At 48.9% G+C, this 19,896-nt stretch carries 15 protein-coding genes and 1 pseudogene; 3 read left to right on the top strand and 13 right to left on the bottom strand.

The genetic code is table 11. The annotated features are described in order from the left end of the window. Nucleotides 1-26 precede the first annotated feature (26 nt). The 8 genes and pseudogenes from AAIH57_RS26045 to xylA form a co-directional block, all read right to left on the bottom strand. Complete coding sequence (locus AAIH57_RS26045; protein ID WP_430023546.1) at nucleotides 27-2,408, bottom strand: YcdB/YcdC domain-containing protein; 2,382 nt, start codon at nucleotides 2,406-2,408, stop codon at nucleotides 27-29. A gap of 269 nt (nucleotides 2,409-2,677) precedes the next feature. Beyond that, nucleotides 2,678-3,613 (bottom strand): alpha/beta hydrolase, encoded by a 936-nt coding sequence (locus AAIH57_RS26040; RefSeq protein WP_312884260.1) that lies wholly within the window; start codon nucleotides 3,611-3,613, stop codon nucleotides 2,678-2,680. A 120-nt stretch (nucleotides 3,614-3,733) separates the two neighbouring features. Continuing rightward, nucleotides 3,734-4,366 (bottom strand): bifunctional 4-hydroxy-2-oxoglutarate aldolase/2-dehydro-3-deoxy-phosphogluconate aldolase, encoded by a 633-nt coding sequence (locus AAIH57_RS26035; protein ID WP_430023545.1) that lies wholly within the window; start codon nucleotides 4,364-4,366, stop codon nucleotides 3,734-3,736. Nucleotides 4,367-4,563: 197 nt separating this feature from the next. Next, complete coding sequence (locus AAIH57_RS26030) at nucleotides 4,564-5,634, bottom strand: glycosyltransferase (protein ID WP_430023572.1); 1,071 nt, start codon at nucleotides 5,632-5,634, stop codon at nucleotides 4,564-4,566. Nucleotides 5,635-6,057: 423 nt separating this feature from the next. Then, a pseudogene (locus AAIH57_RS26025) lies at nucleotides 6,058-6,576 on the bottom strand (hypothetical protein); the annotation flags it as partial. Next, nucleotides 6,527-7,243, bottom strand: coding sequence for a glycosyltransferase family 2 protein (locus AAIH57_RS26020; RefSeq protein WP_430023544.1), 717 nt, complete (start codon nucleotides 7,241-7,243; stop codon nucleotides 6,527-6,529). The gene AAIH57_RS26020 and the pseudogene AAIH57_RS26025, both read right to left, overlap by 50 nt. 209 nt (nucleotides 7,244-7,452) lie before the next feature. Further along, on the bottom strand, nucleotides 7,453-8,946 hold the full coding sequence (xylB, locus tag AAIH57_RS26015; RefSeq protein ID WP_175395307.1) for a xylulokinase: 1,494 nt from the start codon (nucleotides 8,944-8,946) through the stop codon (nucleotides 7,453-7,455). Between the two features lie 661 nt (nucleotides 8,947-9,607). Continuing rightward, nucleotides 9,608-10,924, bottom strand: coding sequence for a xylose isomerase (gene xylA, locus AAIH57_RS26010; protein WP_175395306.1), 1,317 nt, complete (start codon nucleotides 10,922-10,924; stop codon nucleotides 9,608-9,610). Nucleotides 10,925-11,123: 199 nt separating this feature from the next. Here xylA and AAIH57_RS26005 point away from each other — a divergent pair, with 199 nt between their 5' ends. Together AAIH57_RS26005 and AAIH57_RS26000 are read left to right on the top strand one after the other, a co-directional pair. After that, entirely contained in the window at nucleotides 11,124-12,290 is a 1,167-nt protein-coding gene (locus tag AAIH57_RS26005) for an ROK family protein (RefSeq protein WP_430023543.1), read from the top strand. 145 nt (nucleotides 12,291-12,435) lie between these two features. After that, nucleotides 12,436-12,633: a hypothetical protein gene (locus AAIH57_RS26000; RefSeq protein WP_053779005.1), complete on the top strand. Its 198-nt coding sequence runs from the start codon at nucleotides 12,436-12,438 to the stop codon at nucleotides 12,631-12,633. 271 nt (nucleotides 12,634-12,904) lie between these two features. Here the strand turns inward: AAIH57_RS26000 and AAIH57_RS25995 are convergent, their stop codons facing one another. Both AAIH57_RS25995 and trxB read right to left on the bottom strand, forming a co-directional pair. Further along, nucleotides 12,905-13,135: a glutaredoxin family protein gene (locus AAIH57_RS25995; RefSeq protein ID WP_095361761.1), complete on the bottom strand. Its 231-nt coding sequence runs from the start codon at nucleotides 13,133-13,135 to the stop codon at nucleotides 12,905-12,907. A 65-nt stretch (nucleotides 13,136-13,200) separates the two neighbouring features. Continuing rightward, on the bottom strand, nucleotides 13,201-14,142 hold the full coding sequence (gene trxB, locus AAIH57_RS25990) for a thioredoxin-disulfide reductase (protein WP_175395304.1): 942 nt from the start codon (nucleotides 14,140-14,142) through the stop codon (nucleotides 13,201-13,203). Between the two features lie 254 nt (nucleotides 14,143-14,396). On the opposite strand from trxB, the gene AAIH57_RS25985 reads away from it, so the two are divergent. After that, nucleotides 14,397-15,128 carry a ZIP family metal transporter gene (locus AAIH57_RS25985; protein WP_430023542.1) on the top strand — a complete coding sequence of 244 codons (732 nt, stop codon included), beginning with the start codon at nucleotides 14,397-14,399 and terminating at the stop codon, nucleotides 15,126-15,128. A 124-nt stretch (nucleotides 15,129-15,252) separates the two neighbouring features. On the opposite strand, the gene AAIH57_RS25980 is transcribed toward AAIH57_RS25985, so the two are convergent. The 3 genes from AAIH57_RS25980 to AAIH57_RS25970 all read right to left on the bottom strand — a co-directional run bounded on the left by AAIH57_RS25980 (nucleotide 15,253) and on the right by AAIH57_RS25970 (nucleotide 19,888). Next, nucleotides 15,253-17,202 (bottom strand): heavy metal translocating P-type ATPase, encoded by a 1,950-nt coding sequence (locus tag AAIH57_RS25980; protein ID WP_430023541.1) that lies wholly within the window; start codon nucleotides 17,200-17,202, stop codon nucleotides 15,253-15,255. Nucleotides 17,203-17,500: 298 nt separating this feature from the next. Then, nucleotides 17,501-18,808: a homocysteine synthase gene (locus AAIH57_RS25975; RefSeq protein ID WP_430023540.1), complete on the bottom strand. Its 1,308-nt coding sequence runs from the start codon at nucleotides 18,806-18,808 to the stop codon at nucleotides 17,501-17,503. A 234-nt stretch (nucleotides 18,809-19,042) separates the two neighbouring features. Continuing rightward, nucleotides 19,043-19,888, bottom strand: a complete 846-nt coding sequence (locus tag AAIH57_RS25970; RefSeq protein ID WP_430023539.1) for a sugar phosphate isomerase/epimerase family protein — start codon at nucleotides 19,886-19,888, stop codon at nucleotides 19,043-19,045. Between the last annotated feature and the right edge of the window lie 8 nt (nucleotides 19,889-19,896).

Here is a 19,896-nt window from a genome sequence, read left to right as displayed (position 1 = left end):
TACGCCAGGTTATGCAAAAACACTTCTTAATACAGGCGACTGCCTGTCATAAACGTATCCGTCTTGCCCTGCAGCTGGGCCAACCGCTCCAGTACCTGTGCCGCTTCAGCCACGGTCACCTTGCGTGCCGGCATGAAACGCCCTTCAATGGAAGGCAGCAACCCCAGCTTCATGCTGAGAGATACCGCACCCTTGTTCGTAACGGCATTTGCATCGACAAGGTTGGGCAGATCCGATGGCAAGGTGTAGAAACCAGCCAGCTTCTCGTAACGAAGTATACGAACAAGCAGAACAGCCAGTTCTTCCCGGGTCATCTCCTCCTGTGGATTCAAATTGACTTCCGGATCAGAGCCCGCGAGCCAGCGCTGGTCGATTAATGTACGCACGGCTGGATAGTAAGGGCTCTCGGCCGTAATGTCCGCATACAGCTTGTCATTCCCGTTCACAGTGTAATATAAGTCCAGATTCGGATTAACCGCTCTAGCGAGATAGTTAAACCAATCTCCTCTGGTGATCACCCGATCCGGGAAGACGCGTCCCTGTTCATCAGGAATCAGGACACCATGCTTGTTCATATTGAGTATTGCTTCTTCAGCCACATGACCAGCAATGTCACTAGGTGCAGCTTGGACTGCCGTGCTGGAAGTGCTGTACAAAGACATCCATTCGCCTGTATTGGCATCAAGTACTTCATAGCTGCCGTAGATCGATTTATCATCCCGTGTAGGCATATACGCAAGATTTATTCCCGACGGAGTGACTTGGCCACTGCTCGTACCATGTCCACCGTAACGGGAGTATGCCAGAACCAGCTTGAATTCTTCCAGGTAGGCAGCTTTTGCCTCTTCGTAACTAATCGCCGGCTCCTTGCTTGCGGGCAGCTGCTCAGGCGTTGCAGCAAGATTGGCATAAAATTCGCTAATCGTTCCATCCTTCAGGACCTGTACCTGTACCAGATCATCCTTAACCGCTATTCCATTCAAGTAGCGTTGAAAGATAAATGTACGGGCGTCCTCTACCTCAAGCACGCTGGACAGCTTGAACTGTTCTGTAGCATCCGGCACAAGTGCAATAACCGAATGGATTGCAAGTTTCTCGGCTTGCGTGCGGGTTACGGATTTGCCTTCTTTTTCTTCAGCCGGTTTCTCTTCTGCAGCATCCGGACTCATTCGCTGATACAGGCTATAGCTGTAAATTTGTCCGGTGGTGGCATCCACCTGCGCTGAAATGTCTCGCATGAACATATAGGACATATTCGCGTTTCGGTTGCTCCAGCTCAGACTCCAGACCTGATTGTTCGGACTCCAGTAGCTTCCTTTATTTAACTGGCTGTAATCCAACTTGTATCCTTCCGGAATATCAAAGTTCTTTTTAACCAGGTTCTCTGCCTGCTTGGCATTCAGTCTCTGTCCATTCGCTGGAACAAAAGCGGCAGCGCTGCCTTTCAGCGGTTTGTCCTGCTGTACGGTATCCTCAGTAATGGCTTTCCCAGTCATAGCGTTGAACCGTTCCAACGTATTCGCCTCAAGCGGAACCATGCTGGAATCCTTCGGCATATATCCAAGATAGTACTGCTGACCTTGCTTTGAAGACAGGCTGTTTTTCTTAATGTAGGCGAGTTCTACATCGAACTGTTCTTCGAATTGCTGCCGTGCCTTCTCTGCAGGTACAGCCGGTTTCGATGAAGGATATTCCGCTGCGGTCGTCATTCGTGAATAACCTGTTACCAGGCCACTTTGATCCACACTTATGTAAACCGTCTCCGCCTCAGATAACAAACCGTCATGCTTCAGTTGGTACGCAAATTGATATTCGGTTCTGCCGAACAACGATTGCTGCCCTGCCGTTTGGTACAGATCTCCCAAAGTTGCATATGCGTCTTCCTTCAATCCAGGAATTGCCTTGTGCAGAAAGGCCACAGCCTGTTCTTCGACTTCATCCTTGGTCAGTTTGACTTCCGAATCAGACAACTGCTTATCCAGTAAATCAGATGGCATATGCACACTCAGTACTTCCCCTGTCCCTGCATGTACAGATGCGTTAAACCCCATAGAATGATTACCCTCGGTAATCTGGAATCCGATGTCCCATGTTTTGTACTCGAGCGGAGGGAATCGGTTATTCGGATCAAATTGTGCCGATGTAATGGTAGCCTTCTTTAGCATGGGAAACAGTTTCAATATATTCTCACTGGCTTGCTTGGAGGAGATCTTAGCCCCCTCAGGCACGTCATTGCTAGTCATGTCTAGTTGTTCATTTTCCCCCGGTGCAGCTTCTGTTACCTGTTCTGCTTGCGCTGCTGACACGCTGCCTGCAAACCCTGGAGTCTGCGATGCCAGAAGCAATGCCGCCATGGCTGCTGATGCAGCTTTGGCTGTCATCATTTTGAATCGAATCTGAAAACTCAAATCTGGACCTCTCCCTTCAATTTCACACATCAACTTTTTGCATTAATCCATATCTTTGGGTTGAAGCAAATGTTCACATGGATGCATGCCAAATAACTCCGCATGAATATGGTCAGTCTATTCTATGATACCATAAGCTTCCTTTTTAATCGTCCTTTTCCCAACAATTTTACAAATGAGAATTTTTTCAAAAGATGCTGAACAGCAAAAAAACGCCAATCTGGTTGGCGTTCTCTATGTCAGCCTGCAACATTATGTAGGCTCTATGATCATTCACGATCTATTACAGCAGCACTGGAATCGGTCGATTTCGCCTGAACTTGTACATGGTTTTTCAGGAAAGGGATTACGGTCTGCCAGAATACAGGATCTTCCTCTGAACAACTGTGCCCGCCGCTATTGACCCACAGATGTTCGACAGGCGGATCTGCCTTGGACATGAAGTACTCCAGTTCACTTGGCGGGATAAAATTATCTCCTTTGGAATGCACCATGAGCATCGGCAGCTGCATGCCTTTGCGCCGTTCATTCAGAAGCAGGACGGGGTCCCGTTGACGATACGTTTTCAGGGATTCCCCCAGCCGCCAGAACCAGATTCGCGGAATCAACTGGGCGAGTGGAAACAGGGGCAATCGCCGACGTTTCAGCTCCGAACTGACAATCACTTCGAACTGGGATGGCATGGAATCCGTAATGACTGCCGATACCGGAATATGTTCCGTTACTGCCATAATGGTTCCCAAACCGCCTAGCGAATGCCCCAACACACCGATGGCACCCGGATCTATCTCCGGCCGGGAAGTCGTGTAGCGCAATGCTGCGAGCAGATCATCACGGAACAGGTAGGCAGATGCCGCTTTTACCGGATCACTTGCTCCATGACTTCGAACATCATACATGAAGAGAGCGTATCCCGCTTCCCAGATGGGACGGGCATAGCGGAGTACACGTGATCGATTGGAACCCCAGCCATGGGCTATAATAATTAGCGGCCACGGTTTGGGAACGTGGACCCCAGCGGGAATAAACCATCCGTGAACCCGCCCACCTCCACTCTCGAAGGTTACATCTTCGAATGGCATAGGTGGGGTAAGCGTAATGGGGATCTTTTTGGGTGTCTGGCTCTTCACCGCTGCCTTCCATAAGCCACCTGCCGTTACAGCGGCAACAGCAATAACTCCACCAATCATCGTTCTCGCTTTCACTGTGCACTTCTCCTCTCCGCCTTTGTCATACACCTATTCTACGACAATACCATTAACGCCCTGTTAAACAGCCACATCTTTTATATATACCCAAATGTACATATTGTTGATTGTGTTATCTTACCTTTTGACTCTCGCTGCTTCCACAAATGCATGTGTACATGCAGCAATCTGTTCATGATTTCCTGCCTCCAGTGCCTCTCTTGGCAAAAGTGCACTGCCAAGTCCAACTGCCGCTGCACCAGCAGCAAAATAGTCCGTAATATTGTCCAGATTAGCTCCACCCGTTGCAAGCAGTGGAATATGATTGAGTGGGGCCTTGATCTCCCGCAAATACGGCAGCCCCAGACTCGCCATCGGAAATAACTTCACCACACGTGCACCTGCTTCATGGGCAGCTACAATTTCGGTAGGCGTCATGGCTCCTGGCCAAATCTCCACCTCATGTTCTACAGCATATTCAATTACAGACAGATCGACATTGGGCGATACCAGAAATTGCGCACCCGCTGCGACAGCTTCCTTAGCCATCTCCACATTCAGGACCGTTCCTGCTCCAACATAAGCTTGTCCTTCATGCTGAGTCCGCCAGTCTCCAATAATCTCAAGCGCGCCGGGTGTATTCAGCGTCACTTCCATCAGCCGGATACCCCCATCTGTCATGCCTTTCCCTGCTGTTATGGCAGCTTCACGGCTAATGCCGCGAACAATGGCAACCAGCCTCGACTCCAATAGCACTTCCGTCAAATTCATTCGAGCTTCCCCTTGCTTCATAGATTCGGCAGCCGAAGACAGTATTAGTATCACCGCTTTTCCGTTAATTCATATTGTAAAACGATTCTCCACTTGTTGAAATACAAAACTAAAAAACCTCTCTTGTAATCATGGACGAATGTTGGTGGAGTTCCACCCATCCGAACCATAACTATAAAAGAGGTTTTTGCCTTGAGTTAGGCCTCTTCCAGAACACCTTCCTTTTCCATATCCTTAAAGTACTGGTCGTTGTACAACATGCTGGGGTGTGTGGGGTGATACGCCATAGCAATATCATTATGCTCCTTTGCTTTGGCGCGGTTGCCCAACCGGTCATAACATACACACAGCTGCAAATGGGGCATCCACGTCCATGCGGCTTCGTTCAGTACAACCATCGGATCTGCAGGACGCACAGCTAGGGTCGCCTGTTCATACCAGAACAGCGCCTTTCGGTAATCTCCGCGGTCCGCAAAATAACCGCCCAGGCGGCAGCAGATCTCTGCTCTCGGCAGATCATAAGCCAGGGATCTCAGCAGGGATGAAACTTCCTGTTCAGGGCGGCCAAGTGCTGCTTCACAGTCTGCGATTTTCTGACATGCCGCAATCTGATCTTCCACCCAGCCAAGACCGGTATCCAGAAACTTCCCATAATACGCAATAGCATCCGCATGCTGTCCATGATCTTTCAGTTCATTGCCAAAGTAATAAAGATCCCGCGGAGAGAAATGTTCTCCTGCTTCCTCCCGTTTGCGGTAAATCCTCAAGTTGCGATCCGTGTACTCCTTATCTTTCTTATGGGTCACCGCAATATCGCTATGCAGCAGATTGCCGCCAACTTCCAGATATTCATGCACTGCACCAATCCAGCGGTAATTACGATCACGACGTACCAGCCGATTCCGTCTCAGACTATAGGCCACCTTCCCTTCTGGCGTGAATGAAAGGTTATAGGCCATGGTAACGCTGTCGACAGCGGGATCCAGGGAACGTTTCAAGGCGATGAGCTTCGCCCGGTCATCCGGTTCAAACACATCGTCTGCATCCAGCCATAATATGTATTCATTGGTGGCCTGATCAAAGGCAAAGTTACGCGCGGCTGCAAAGTCGTCAATCCATTCAAAATTGATAACTCTCTCCGTGTATCTTGCAGCTATTTGGCGCGTGCCATCTGTTGAACCGGTGTCCACGATAACAATCTCATCAGCAATGCCATTCACCGAATCCAGACATCTGGCGAGGGAAGCTTCTTCATTTTTTACAATCATACACAGGGTAATGCTGATCGCCTCTTCTCCTCGTCTGACCCTGCGATTATAAGCAGCTGCGCCGGGGAGTTCAGATAAGCGATAGATATGATAAGCCGGCAGGTGGGTATCCACGTATAAACGAAAACCCAGTGCCTGGGCACGTATGCAAAAATGGCGATCCTCGCCCCAGAACGATACATTGGGAATCTGATCGAAGGAAACTCCTGCTTCCAGAGCAGACTTGCGAATGAGCGTACATGCGCCAAGCCCGCCTACTTCGTAACAGCCAGGCACACGCAATTGATTCAAAAAAGCCTCCGTTTGAGTGCTCTCGTCTTCAATCTCCTTGCCCGCCTCGATCTTGCCGCCTTTGCGAAACAAGGCATACTCATCCTGCAGCCATACTTGCGGCATTTCCCTTGTGCCCGGCTGCCAGCGCGTCCAGAAAATATTCGATACAATGTCCTTTTTGGAGGAGACAAGCTGCTCCAGCGTCCGGGGATGTAGAACAAGATCCGAATCAATCAGGAAAACAGCGTCATACTTCTGGTCCAGGGCATACTGCAATATGCGATTTTTCAAACCGGCTACTCGCCAAATCTGCTCGTCACGCCAATAATGGCCTCCTTCATCCCTGTTGTATACCCCTTTTTCCTGAACGGATTCATCATCATGATCTGAAGCAAAGACGGTTCCTTCATGCTGAAGAGCAAAATCACGGAGGCTATTGGATGATGCTTCCTCTTCATTATCATCCACAAATAAATAGTCCGTCTCCACCGTCGTTCGCTCCAGCAGTTCCAGAGATTCCAGAAACTCGCGAAGCACCGCAGCTGTCTGACGAACCGGACTGGCGATCAGCACCTTTTCCTTTTGTTTTACCTTCTTCAAAATGCATGTTCCCCCTTCCCTAATCCAACCATGGCAGCAGCCTTGGATCTGTATCCAGAATGGATTCATACTGTTCTCGCCAGCCGTATCTGGCTTCCGGGTCCAGAGCCTGATAGCGCTCATATTTTCGTATACGATCCTCTTGGCGAGCCCAGCCATAATGTTTCACACGCGGAGTGTGGCACCCATAGGCAAAATGCTGAATGGTTAACGGAAAACGTCCGCAATGCTGCGGTGTTTCCTTCCATTCATAATTCCATTCAGGACGATAACGAACGAGAAATGGCCTGTAATACGCATGCGCTTGCCAGTATTGATCTTCCCGGTAGTGGGTATCACTCCACATATCAAAAAGTCTGAAATAAATGGCGTCTTCGTTCCCGCTCAGCAGCTGATTACGCAGCACACCAAAATCAGCCGTAAGAATTTCATCGGCATCCAGATTCAGAATCCATTCGGGCTCAGTAGCCACCGTTGCCTCCCATTGCTGTTTGCGCAGACTCACTTCATCGGCAAACCTAGACGCCGGGTTCTCCACCAATAGAAGTGGGATCCCCTCCAGCAGGTCTCTGCATATGGCAACCGTATCATCCGTGCTCCCATCATCAATGATGACTGCTCGATCAATCCACGGCCTGTGCGTTTGCAAAGCCTGGCTGAGATATCGCTGCTCTTCATTGCGAACAATCATGGACAGCGTAATATGCGGTCTTCCATCTTCCTCTCGATCATTCAACGCCTCACCCCCGTGCGTAAGCTGGCTCGAAAACCCTTTATACTCAATCTATGCTTATCTGGAATACGCTTATGTCTGACGACTCACCATTCCCTCTGATTCCCCGCTTATCGTATTTCCGAGGTTTCAATTCCTGTTGAATAAAAAACAAGAAAAGCACCCGCTTCAGCGAGTGCCTCTGTTAACTACAATTGGATTAATGTCATGAATTAACGATACTCTGCCAACCGATCATTCAGGCTGCGTGTCTGTCCATATACATCCTGATACAGGGCAAAGAGTCCATCATATACGGCTACTGTTTCCGGATTCGGTGCATAGGATTTTGCAGGACGAATGAAGGCTTCCGCACAATCCTGCAGGGATGGGAACCAGCCACAGCCATACGCTGCAAGCATCGCCGCGCCCATTGCCGGACCTTGTTCACTCTCCAGCTTCACAATAGTAGCGTTAAAGATATCTGCCTGCATTTGCAGCCAGGCTTCATTTTTGGCGCCGCCTCCGATGGAGATGACCTCATTGACCGTTTTGCCTGCACCACGCAGAATATCGATCGATTCCCGCAGGGAGAAGGTGATTCCTTCCATCACTGCCCGCCCAAAGTGCTCAAGCTTATGCCCTGCATCCATGCCGATGAAGCTGCCGCGAATATTCGCATCTGGATGAGGCGTACGCTCTCCGACAATATAAGGAGTGAACAGCAATCCGTTACTGCCAGCCGGAACCTGATCAATGCCCTGCAAGAGAACATCAAACGATTTGTCCGCTGCAAACGTATCCTTAAACCAGGAGAGGCTGTACCCTGCTGCCAGAGTTACACCCATGATATAGAAGGCATCCTTTTCCCCATGGTTAAAGAAGTGCACTTTGCCTTCGAAATCGAGATCTTTGCGTTCTTCATAAGAAAGCACTACTCCGGACGTACCGATGCTGCACATCGTCTGCCCTTCACTCAGAATGCCTGCGCCAATAGCCCCGCATGCATTGTCCGCGCCGCCTGCGAATACTTTTGTTGCAGCCGCAAGACCTGTTTGATCTGCGATCTCCGGAAGCAATGTACCCACTTCCTCAAACGATTCCACGAGACGTGGACACAGCGAGATCGGCAGATCAAAAGCTTCGGCAATCTCCGTGCTCCACTGTTTGCCTGCAACGTCCAGCAGCAATGTACCTGCTGCATCCGAATAATCCATCGCGTAATCCCCTGTCAAGCGATAACGAACATAGTCTTTTGGCAGAAGGAACAAGGATGCTTGCTGCAGCAGTTCCGGTTCATTCTCCTGTACCCACAGGATTTTTGGCAGCGTGAAGCCTTCAAGCGCACGATTCCGGGCAATGCTTAACAGTTTGCCATCCAGCACCTTCTCGATGCGGCGGCATTGGGCCGTTGTACGTGTATCGTTCCACAGAATGGCGTTGCGCAGCGGTTTGCCCTCGGCATTCACCAGAACGAGTCCGTGCATTTGCCCGGAGAAACTCAGCCCCTCAATCTCCGAAGGCTGTACGCCGGAAACTTCCAGCAATTTGCGCAGGGAGACAATTGTCTGCTCTACCCAATCTTCCGGATTTTGCTCGCTGTATCCAGCCTTTGGCTGGTGGAGCGGATATGCCTCAGATGCTTCAAATGCCACTTTTCCTTCACGGTTAACCAGTACGGTTTTGACCGCGCTTGTTCCCAGATCGACACCAATTACGTAACTCATAGGTTAACTCCTCTCGTTTGTAACAGGATTGTATAAATGTAACCCTGATTCTCATGTGGTCACTCCGTGATCAGAAAACCCTCGGATCGCCGTTACCCCCAGATTTCCTTTATACCCTTTAGCAAGAGAGAAATCCGGGGATAAGCCTATGCTGCCGAAGCCAGCTTTCTTTCAGAAAGCTCTGAGCGAACGCTACCGCTTCCTCGGGTCCTTTCTGCTCACTTCGTTCTGCCTATACCATCTTGAGACAACCATTTATATCAAAACAGTAAAAACGTACTCGTTCTTATAGTGGAAAGATTGATCCAATGACCTTGATTAGTTATTGGTATAAATGAAACCCTCATCAATTGAACATGTAACCACTTCGTGATCAGAAAACCCTCCGATCGCCGTTACCCTCGGATTTCCTTCATTCCCTTTTCCAAGGGAGAAATCCGGGGATAAATGCGAACGCTTCGCTTCTTCAGGTCCTTTCTGATCTCTTCGTTTAGCATGCAAATTATTCATTCTATAAAAAATTTAAAAACCGCCCCCGCCTTCCCAGGGGAAAGACGGGGACGGTCCGAATGTCATGCTTGTTCAGGCGTTCCATGGTACAAGCTTGTTTACAAACAGAGGCAGATGCTAATGACCTGCCTCGTACATGTTTCTTCCGGTATTAGTCAGCCAGGATGTACTGGTTGAGTTTTGCTCTCAGCAATTCTTGACGTCCGGATTGGTTTTTGCGTGGGTTTTCGTTGTTCAACGCGTATTCTGCAAGGGAAGCCAGTGTAGCTTTACCTGCAACCACATCTGCACCAATACCTTCGCTGAAGCTGCTGTAACGTTTTTCGATGAAGTCATCGAATACACGGTCTTCGATCAATTTCGCAGCTACTTTCAGACCTTTTGCGTACGTATCCATACCTGCAATGTGAGCCAGGAACAGATCGTCTGCTTCGAAGGAACCACGGCGTACTTTGGCGTCAAAGTTCACGCCACCGCGGCCGATACCACCGTTTTTCAATACTTCGTACATCGTCAATGTAGCATCGTACATGTCCACCGGGAACTCGTCCGTATCCCAACCGATCAGCATGTCGCCTTGGTTGGCATCGAGGGAACCGAGCATGCCGTTTGTGCGGGCAACGCGGATTTCGTGGTCGAATGTGTGACCCGCCAGAGTTGCATGGTTAGCTTCCAAGTTCAGTTTGAAATGTTTGTCCAAACCGTATTTTTGCAGGAATGCAATGGAAGTTGCTGCATCATAGTCATATTGGTGTTTGGTTGGCTCTTTTGGTTTAGGCTCGATCAGGAATTGTGCATCAAAGCCAATTTCCTTCGCGTAGTCTACAGCCATGTGGAACATGCGGGCAATGTTGTCTTGCTCCAGTTGCATGTCTGTGTTCAGCAACGTGTCGTAACCTTCACGACCGCCCCAGAATACATAGTTTTCAGCGCCCAGACGTTTACCCACTTCCAGGCCTTTCTTGATTTGTGCTGCTGCATGCGCATACACATCAGCGTTGCATGTGGAAGCTGCACCAAACATGAAGCGCGGGTTGGAGAACATGTTCGCCGTGTTCCAGAGCAGTTTTTTGCCGCTGGATTTCATGTGGTCTTCGATCAGATCAACGATCGTATCGATGTTGCTGTAGAACTCACGCAGGCTGTTGCCTTCTGGTGCGATGTCCACATCGTGGAAACAGAAGAACGGAAGATTCATTTTTTCCAAAAATTCAAAAGCCGCTTCCACGCGTACTTTCGCGAGGTCCAGACCGGAGTATTTATCCCAAGAACGAACAGCTGTCTCCGCACCGAACGGGTCACTGCCGCCTGCAGTTAATGTATGCCAGTAAGCCATGCCGAAACGGAAGTGCTCTTCCATCGTTTTGCCAGCAACAACTTCTTCCGGATTATAATGTTTGAATGAAAAAGGGTTGGTGGAGTCTTTGCCTTCAAACGCGATTTTATTAACGGATTCAAAATAGGCCATGTAAAATGCCTCCTCAATAGTTTTAAAGAAATCGTTTACACCGTTATCCTAACACATCGCTTATACTTTGTCTATTGGTTAAACAAAGTAAAATAAAATTGTTTTTTCCGGGGTTGTTTACGCTATAATAGTCGAATAGCTTCGGCACGGGATGAATGATTGAACCCTTTTATATACAGAATAGGAGTGCCTGATTCTTATGAAAATTACCGGAGACCAGATGCTGGTCAAAAAAATAAACAAGTCCATTGTCCTGGATACCATTCGCCGTCATGCCCCCCTTTCCCGCGCGCGGGTATCCGAGATTACGGGACTCAACAAAGCAACCGTATCCAACCTTGTTGCCGATCTGATCAGCGATGAGCTTGTACAGGAAATTGGTCCGGGGGAGTCCAGTGGCGGTCGCAAACCGCTCATGCTGCTGTTTCGGGGAACGGCTGGATATGCGGTTGGTCTGGAGCTCAGCGTAAAGCACCTGAAGGGTGTTCTTACCGATCTGGAAGGCCATATTATAACGGAGTACGCCAAGAAGCTGGAGCAGCACGATGTCCCTTCCGTATTAACACAGTTGAAACTTGCAGCTGAACATCTGATTCAATCTGCCCCCCCTTCCCCGCATGGTGTGATTGGCATTGGCGTCGGAGTGCCTGGAATGGTGGATGAGGCAGGTACGGTCCTGTTTGCACCCAACCTGGGTTGGGAAAAGGTCGCTCTGCGCTCCATGCTGGAGGAGGCGTTCGAGCTTCCTGTTACGATTGACAACGAGGCCAATGCAGGGGCTCATGGGGAATTGAACTTTGGCAGCGGAATCGGTGTACGTCACCTGATCTACATCAGTGCAGGTATGGGGATTGGATCAGGAATTATGGTGGATGGTGAATTGTACAAAGGCGCCTGGGGCTACGCGGGCGAGACAGGACATATGTCGATTGAAGCGGAAGGCAGACCTTGTTCCTGCGGCAATCACGGCTGTTGGGAGCTGTATGCTTCCGAGAAAGCCTATGAGTACCCTGACCACCAGCTTCGTTTGCCTGCCCACACGACCCGGGAGCTGGTAGAATATGCACAACAAGGACATGAAGCCGTACTGGAACTGTACGAGAACATTGGCCGCAAACTTGGGGTGGGCATCACGAATATCGTCAACAGCTTCAATCCTGAGCGCATCATTATTGGCGGGCCACTCTCGGAAGCAGGTCCATGGATTGAGACGGCTCTCCAACAAGTGGTCGAAGAACGAACCCTGCCCTATCACCGTCGCAGTTTACAGATTGAATGGGCCGCGCTGGGCAGCCGTTCTACACGCATTGGTGCCGCTTACTCGGCCATTTCCCAGTTTTTAGGGAAAATACGAGTTTCCGTCTAATAACCGATGAAAATTGACATCATTTCGCCCCATTTCCTCCCTTTTTGTTAAAGAAATCCAGAGTTATAATGGGGATATGTGATTTTTGTCATGGCGGACTGACTGCCGCTGTGTTAATTCCTATAACGAAACGGAGTGAAAACCCGTGACCTACGTGGATACTTCAGATATCTCGGCGCAAATGTTTGTCACCGTACTCCTGTTCTTGATCGTGCTTGCGCCGCTGTTCAGCCTCGGCATACTTCGTTTGTTTCAGAGCAAAAAGAAGGCTGGCTTCATGTATATGCTGTCAGGCGTATTGGTGTATGTTGTTTTTCAGACGTTTATGAGCATCTTTTTTTAGATGGAATAACTGGATTAAAAGATGAATCCCCTTCCGCAGTGAATCTTAGAGCTCTTGTTACCATGTGCTCTGGGTTACTACGTAAGGGGATTTTTCATGTCATCTATTTTCAATTATCATGCTTAACTGGTGTTGATGAAACGGGTTAATTCCAAGCAAAGAAGCCTCAGTCCTGTTCTGGACTAAGGCTTCCTTTATATTATATATTCAAACGGCTCGCGCGAACCGGAATAGCTGAATGCAGCTTGATTGAATCCCTGTAATTGGATAATTAAGCGTCCAGCGCTTTTGCGAATTGCGTTTTGTTCATACCGAGGATGCGGTGTTCACCAATAACGGTCAGAGGTACTGCACGTACGCCCATATCCCATACTTGTTGTGCGAACTCGTCACTTGTCTCGATGTTGCGCTCTTCGTAAGAGATTCCTTTTTCCGCCAGGAAAGTCTTAACTGATTTGCAGTTCGGGCAGTTGGTCGATGTGTATACAATTACATTTTCCATTATTCATTCACCTCATATAGTTTATATATAGTATAACGATTATTTAACCATTTAAACGAGTTACCTTACAGTGCTACTGCGCTATGCTCCAGGCTCTCGATGAATTTCTCTGCATCCATTGCAGCCATACATCCGCTGCCTGCTGCTGTAATCGCTTGTTTGTATCGAGTATCCTGAACGTCTCCACAAGCGAATACGCCTGGAATATTCGTTTCGGAAGTACCTGGTGTGGTCATAATATACCCATGTTCATCCGTTGTAATCTGTCCACCGAGGAAACCTGTGTTTGGTGTGTGACCGATCGCTACGAATACACCGCTAGCCGGAATGATTTCTTCTTCACCTGTTGCGTTGTTCAACACTTTCAGTCCGGTTACCCCATTGTCGCCAGCAATGACTTCGATCGGTGTACGGTTCAGTGCCATTTCCACTTTTTCGTTGCTGCGTGCACGATCTTGCATGATTTTGGAACCGCGCAGTTCTTCACGACGGTGTACCAGGGTTACTTTGGAACCGAAACGGGACAGGAAACTTGCTTCTTCCAATGCAGAGTCGCCACCGCCGATGACGATGATCTCTTTGTTGCGGAAGAAGAATCCGTCACATGTTGCACAAGTGCTGACACCGCGGCCCACGTTAGTTTCTTCTCCAGGAATACCAAGGTACTTGGCAGATGCACCAGTAGACAGGATCAATGTTTCCGATACCAGTTCACCCATGCCTTCAACCTGGATTTTGAACGGACGCTCACTCATATCGATGTTGTTTACCCAGCCTGTGCGGAATTCTGCGCCAAAGCGTTCCGCTTGTTTACGCATGTTGTCCATGAGTTCAGGACCCATGATACCATCAGGAAAACCTGGGAAGTTCTCCACTTCAGTTGTTGTTGTCAGTTGACCACCAGGTTGTGGTCCTTCAATAACGAGTGGGTTAAGGTTGGCACGAGCCAGATAGATTGCTGCTGTCAGCCCTGCAGGGCCAGTTCCGATAATAATGGATTTATACATGTATAGTTCCTCCCCCGAGTTCTGCAAAAAGGTCCGGCCTATCGGCATCAAAAGCAAACGCCTTTGCATACACTAAATCGATAAGCCTAAATCATGTCCACAAGACCTGCCCGATATGACAATAGCCCTATGCAGAATTGGAATTCTAATTTATAATCATTCTAATCTGTTGTTCATTATGATCTCTTTTATGTACGGTGTCAATGCTCGGCAGCGATTATGAAGAAGTCTTCATCAGGAGGGAAAATGGAAGCATGAACGATGCAATCATTGGCAGCTTTATCTCAGCCATGTCTACTGGCCTTGGGGCCATACCTATTCTATTTATGCGCAAAGTGACCCACCGTCTGCGCGATATCTTACTTGCTTATGCAGCAGGCATCATGACCTCAGCTTCGGTGTACAATCTCATTCCCGAAGCGCTGGGACAGTCAAACCTGTTCGTACTTGCCTTTGGTATTATGCTCGGCAGCATGGTCTTGCTGGTACTCGAGATGAAAATTCCCCATGTGGATCTTGAAAATCCGGAGAAGATGCCTTTCAAAATTGAAGCCAAAGCCTTTATGATTATTGCAGCCATCACCATGCATAACCTGCCTGAAGGGTTATCCGTAGGCGTCAGTTATGCCAGTACCGATGCCAGCTTAGGCAATCTTATTGCCTTTTCCATTGGGCTGCAGAACGCACCCGAGGGATTCCTGGTCGCTCTCTTTCTCGTGAATCAGAACATCGGCCGCTTCAAGGCACTTGGTATTGCTACCCTGACAGGCGCGGTTGAAATTATCACAGCCATGATTGGTTATACGCTCAGCAGTCTAGTGGCTGGCCTCGTACCCTATGGGCTCGCGTTTGCGGCGGGTGCAATGATGTTCATTGTTTATAAAGAGCTCATACCCGAAAGTCACGGGGACGGCAACGCACGTGTGGCTACCGTTTCATTTTTGCTTGGACTGATCACCATGATCGGTTTGACTGAACTATTCTAAGCAAGCCCTCTTTTTTAGAAAATGAATGTACACCGAAAAGAACCTGAGGACAGATCAACTCTGCCCTTCAGGTTCTTTTTTTGGTCACAAATGAAGATTCCATGAAATTACTGGGATAGACTCATTAACGCAACAATCTTAGACCATTCAGAATAACCAGAATTGTACTGCCTTCATGGCCAACAACCCCTAGTGGCAATGCCACGCCTTGCAAAAAGTTTCCTGCAACCAGAGCCGTTATAACCGTAATGGCAAAAAACATATTCTGCTTCACGGTCCGTTGAGCCCTGCGTGCCTGCCCAATGGCCCAAGCAATTTCTTCGATATTATCATTCATCAGCACCACATCTGCCACTTCCAGCGCCGTACCGCTACCAGACATGCCCATTCCCATACCCACGGTAGCCGCAGCAAGTGCAGGTGCGTCATTGACGCCATCACCAACCATGAGCACCTGCCCATATTGTTTACGCAATGCCTGTACCTGCTTCACTTTGTCTTCAGGCAGCAAATCGGCGTAGACGAGGCTTACTCCTGTTTCTTGTGCAATCACGGCTGCCGGCTTCGCTCGGTCACCTGTCAGCATGGCCACTTTCACGCCCAGTTCTTCCAGCTTCTTCACCGCCGCTGCGGCCTGTGGCCGAACCGTATCCCGCATGGCAATTAGACCAGCGAATTCACCATCAGCCATGACTACAGATACCGTTTTGCCTTCACTCTCAAGACGGGCACGTTCCGCATCCCAAGTTGAATTGGTACCCGCATGCATTTCGTTTGATTTACCAATACTCCATAGAACTCCGTGCACGTTCCCTTCAATTCCCCATCCCGTTAGTGTTTGTACCTGCTCGGCATCTTGAATTGCAAGGCCTTCACGAGCTGCCTGATCGACAATGGCACGAGCCAGCGGATGCTTGGACAAGTTCTCAATTGCAGCAACTGCAGACAGCATTTTTACCCGATCCATGCCTGCCGCCGTTAAAATATCTGTGACTTGGGGGGTGCCCATGGTCAATGTTCCTGTTTTATCAAAAGCCACCACCCGGGTCTGAGCCATGTTCTCCACATGGGCCCCACCCTTGAACAGTATGCCACGACGAGCACTGCTGGACATTGCAGACAGCATGACCGGCATGATCGAAGAAACCAGCGCACAAGGCGAAGCCACAACAAGAAAGACCATCGCCTTATAAAAGGCTTCACTCCAAGTCCATCCAAACAACAAGGGAGTTCCTGCGATAACGAGCACAGTCCCACCCACAACTATCCGTGCGTAGATCCCTTCGAATCGCTCAATAAAGCGCTGGGAGTCCGGTACTTCGGCCTGTGCCTCTTCCACTAATTTTATGATTTTGCCAAACAGTGAACCTTCAGCCGATTTGGTTACCTCTACGTACAAAGCGCCCTCCCCGTTTACTGTGCCTGCATACACTTCATCACCTTCAGCTTTACCCACAGGCAGGGATTCTCCTGTAATGGAGGCCTGATTGATGAATGAACTCCCGCGGTACACGGTGCCGTCAGCCGGAATTAACTCGCCTGGTTTAACCAGCAGCAGATCGCCAGGTACCAGTTCATCGATGGCGACAAGATTCATCTTTCCATCCTCAATGCGCAGTGCCGTCTCCGGCTTGAGTGCCAGCAGCGATGATATATCCTTATGACTCCGTTCGGTAGCATAACTTTCCAGTGCACCACTTAATGCAAAAATAAAGATCAGCATCGCACCTTCATTCCAATATCCGATGGCTGCTGCACCCAGTGATGCGGCGATCATTAGCAGATTCACATCCAGGTCACGGTCCTTGACCAGTGTCTCGATGCCCTCTTTCGCCTTGGTCCATCCCCCCAGTGCATAAGACACGATGTACAGCATGACAGATAATGTGTTGAAATACGGTGACGTTCCCCATGCAATAAGCATTAATAATCCACTGCCGAGGGCTGCCTGCATCTCCTTATTCCGGAGCATGGCCCGGAAGTTCGGTCTGCGTCCACGGTTTGGATTAGGGGAATGTACGGAGCGCTGTTCCGCTTTTGCCTGGGTTTGTAAAGGTTGATGTATCGCTTGCATGTGAATCACAATCCTTTCTCGTTTCATGGAAATAACATTGGTGTCGTATTGAGAATGAGAGCCATTGTTAATGCCCTAAAAATGACACATGCTGCTGCGGGAATCCCGCAGCAGCATGGTTTTTGAATGAGAATGATAATCATTTTTGTACTTATGCAATTATGTTTACTCAATACAACTTTGGCTTTATTATATGCCTCGGCCTGACGTTTGTAAATGGGCATTTTCCAATCGGTCGATAGAACGATAAAAAAACCGCCTGTCCCGGAGGACGGCGGCTGTTGCAATATTTATTTGATTACACGCTAACACTTGCTCCCTGACTTGCCTTGATGGCTTGTTCCAGATCATACAAAATATCCTGAATATTCTCCGTACCCACAGACAAACGAATCAGTTCAGGATTAACCCCTGCGGCTGTCTGCTCCTCTTCTGTCAGCTGCTGGTGCGTTGTACTTGCCGGGTGAATAATCAGTGACTTGGAGTCACCCACATTCGCCAGGTGAGAGAACAGTTTTACACTTTCGATGAGTTTGCGCCCTGCATCTACGCCGTCTTTAATCCCAAAGGTCAGGATTGCACCCTGCCCTCTAGGCAGATACTTCTGCGCGAGTTCATATGAGGCATGGCTCGGTAGACCCGCGTAGCTCACCCACAGAACGTCCTCGTGTTTCTCCAGATATTCCGCAACAGCCAGTGCATTGCTGCTATGACGTTCCACTCGCAGATGAAGCGTCTCCAGTCCTTGCAGCAGCAGCCATGAATTAAATGGTGAGATCGTTGCGCCCAAGTCGCGCAGCAGTTGTACCCGGGCTTTGATAATATATGCAATTGGGCCAACGGCTTCGGTGTATACCACACCATGGTAAGAGGCATCCGGTTCGGTCAGACCCGGGAACTTGCCACTTGCTTTCCAATCGAATTTTCCACTATCGACAATCACGCCTCCAATGGATGTACCGTGACCGCCAATAAATTTCGTCGCCGAGTGAACCACAATATCCGCTCCATGTTCAATGGGACGAAGCAAGTACGGGCTCGGGAAGGTATTATCCACGATCAGAGGAATGCCATGCTCATGAGCGATGGCTGCCACGGCTTCAATGTCCAGGACATTGCCCTGTGGATTCCCGATTGTTTCCGCATATAGTGCTTTCGTTTTCTCTGTAATGGCCGCCCGGAAATTTTCCGGATCACTGGAATCAACGAATTTTACATCAAGGCCCAGTTTCGGCAGCGTTGTCGAGAACAAGTTATACGTACCACCATACAAGCTCGCTGAGGATACAATCTCATCCCCTGCACCTGCAATATTGAGGAGAGAAAACGTGATGGCTGCCTGACCGGAAGCAGTAGCCAGTGCCCCTGCTCCTCCTTCCAACGCCGCAATACGTTGTTCAAATACATCGGTTGTCGGATTCATCAGACGGGTATAGATGTTGCCAAACTCTTTCAAACCAAACAGATTGGCAGCATGTTCTGTGTCCTTAAAACCATAGGATGTGGTCTGGTACAAAGGTACAGCACGTGCATGGGTTGTCGGATCAATCTCCTGGCCTGCATGAATTGCCAATGTTTCAAATGAAAGCTCACGTTCGTTTGACATAAATCTGAATCCTCCCTTGGCTTATACGTTTCAAGATCCTGATGTCCTCACATGGTGGCGTATGTTTTCCATATTCTCTCACAAGATGTCTTGTTTGAAAAGAATTATTTCCGATTTATCCGATAAGAAATATTTTATATGATTGATTCACAAGCTCATACCAAAAAACCTTTGCGAGGGCAAAGGTTTCCTGGCTATATAAATACTGCAATATCAGCTTATCCTGAGCCTAGCCTATACCCGCACACCATTCCATACTTCACGCAAATATTTGGCCGCTGGTACAGCTTCTTCCGCCGTTACACCCTCAAGTGAAATATCGATATGCGGCTTATAGGTTTTTAACAACTCAAAAAATAACGGGTAATCCAATATGCCTGCCCCTGGCACGGGATTTATCTTCTCGCCCTGTGCATTGAAGGCCACATCCTTCGCATGAATGACAATGATTCGCTGGTATAGGCTCTCCATCACATCACGCAGGAAAGCTCCTTGATCAGCGACATGCGGCTGTTTGATCAAATTGCACGGATCGAACAACATGCCCAGGTTGGTGGAAGGAATCTCCTCAAACAAACGGGTCATATGTTCACGTGTATGAAGTGTATGTGTAGATACAGGCTCAATTGCCGCATGCACACCCCACTTTTCAGCTTCCTCCGTGATTTCCTCCAACGTTTCCCGCAGCACTGTCCATGCTTTTTCTTCATACCCATCAGGATGAGTGGCCTGGTATGTGTCCAATCCTCCCGTTTCCGTCGCTACCATGCTGCAACCGAAATCCCGGGCATAACGCAGATGTTCTTTGAACCGTTCAATATCTGCACGTCTGCGTGCAGCATCCGGATCGATCGGGTTAATATAACAGCCCAATACAGCAATCTTAACTCCGCGCCTTGCAAATTGATCCCCGATTTCATTCGCCAGTCCGGGGCTCAGTTTGCCATTAGCTGAGTCAACATCCGATAAGGCTTTGGCAAGCGCCAGCTGTACTGAATTGAATCCGTGATCTGCAACCGTTTGCGCCAGCTGCGCTGTAGGCTGCTGGCCAAACGTATGTGCCAGAATACCAAGTTTCATGTCACTGC

The organism is Paenibacillus sp. MABNR03 (assembly GCF_050455445.1).
In the GTDB taxonomy this organism is placed as follows: domain Bacteria; phylum Bacillota; class Bacilli; order Paenibacillales; family Paenibacillaceae; genus Paenibacillus; species Paenibacillus xylanilyticus.
Note: the sequence above shows the minus strand (reverse complement) of the source record. Positions and strands in the feature narration are given on the sequence as shown.

What these genes read in the sequence shown, in the direction of transcription:
- AAIH57_RS26035 (WP_430023545.1), bottom strand. Translation starts at nt 4,366, where the DNA reads ATGAATTTGACGGAAGTGCTATTGGAGTCGAGGCTGGTTGCCATTGTT.
- AAIH57_RS26030 (WP_430023572.1), bottom strand. Translation starts at nt 5,634, where the DNA reads ATGATTGTAAAAAATGAAGAAGCTTCCCTCGCCAGATGTCTGGATTCG.
- xylB (WP_175395307.1), bottom strand. Translation starts at nt 8,946, where the DNA reads ATGAGTTACGTAATTGGTGTCGATCTGGGAACAAGCGCGGTCAAAACC.
- xylA (WP_175395306.1), bottom strand. Translation starts at nt 10,924, where the DNA reads ATGGCCTATTTTGAATCCGTTAATAAAATCGCGTTTGAAGGCAAAGAC.
- AAIH57_RS26005 (WP_430023543.1), top strand. Translation starts at nt 11,124, where the DNA reads ATGAAAATTACCGGAGACCAGATGCTGGTCAAAAAAATAAACAAGTCC.
- AAIH57_RS25995 (WP_095361761.1), bottom strand. Translation starts at nt 13,135, where the DNA reads ATGGAAAATGTAATTGTATACACATCGACCAACTGCCCGAACTGCAAA.
- trxB (WP_175395304.1), bottom strand. Translation starts at nt 14,142, where the DNA reads ATGTATAAATCCATTATTATCGGAACTGGCCCTGCAGGGCTGACAGCA.
- AAIH57_RS25985 (WP_430023542.1), top strand. Translation starts at nt 14,397, where the DNA reads ATGAACGATGCAATCATTGGCAGCTTTATCTCAGCCATGTCTACTGGC.
- AAIH57_RS25980 (WP_430023541.1), bottom strand. Translation starts at nt 17,202, where the DNA reads ATGCAAGCGATACATCAACCTTTACAAACCCAGGCAAAAGCGGAACAG.
- AAIH57_RS25975 (WP_430023540.1), bottom strand. Translation starts at nt 18,808, where the DNA reads ATGTCAAACGAACGTGAGCTTTCATTTGAAACATTGGCAATTCATGCA.
- AAIH57_RS25970 (WP_430023539.1), bottom strand. Translation starts at nt 19,888, where the DNA reads ATGAAACTTGGTATTCTGGCACATACGTTTGGCCAGCAGCCTACAGCG.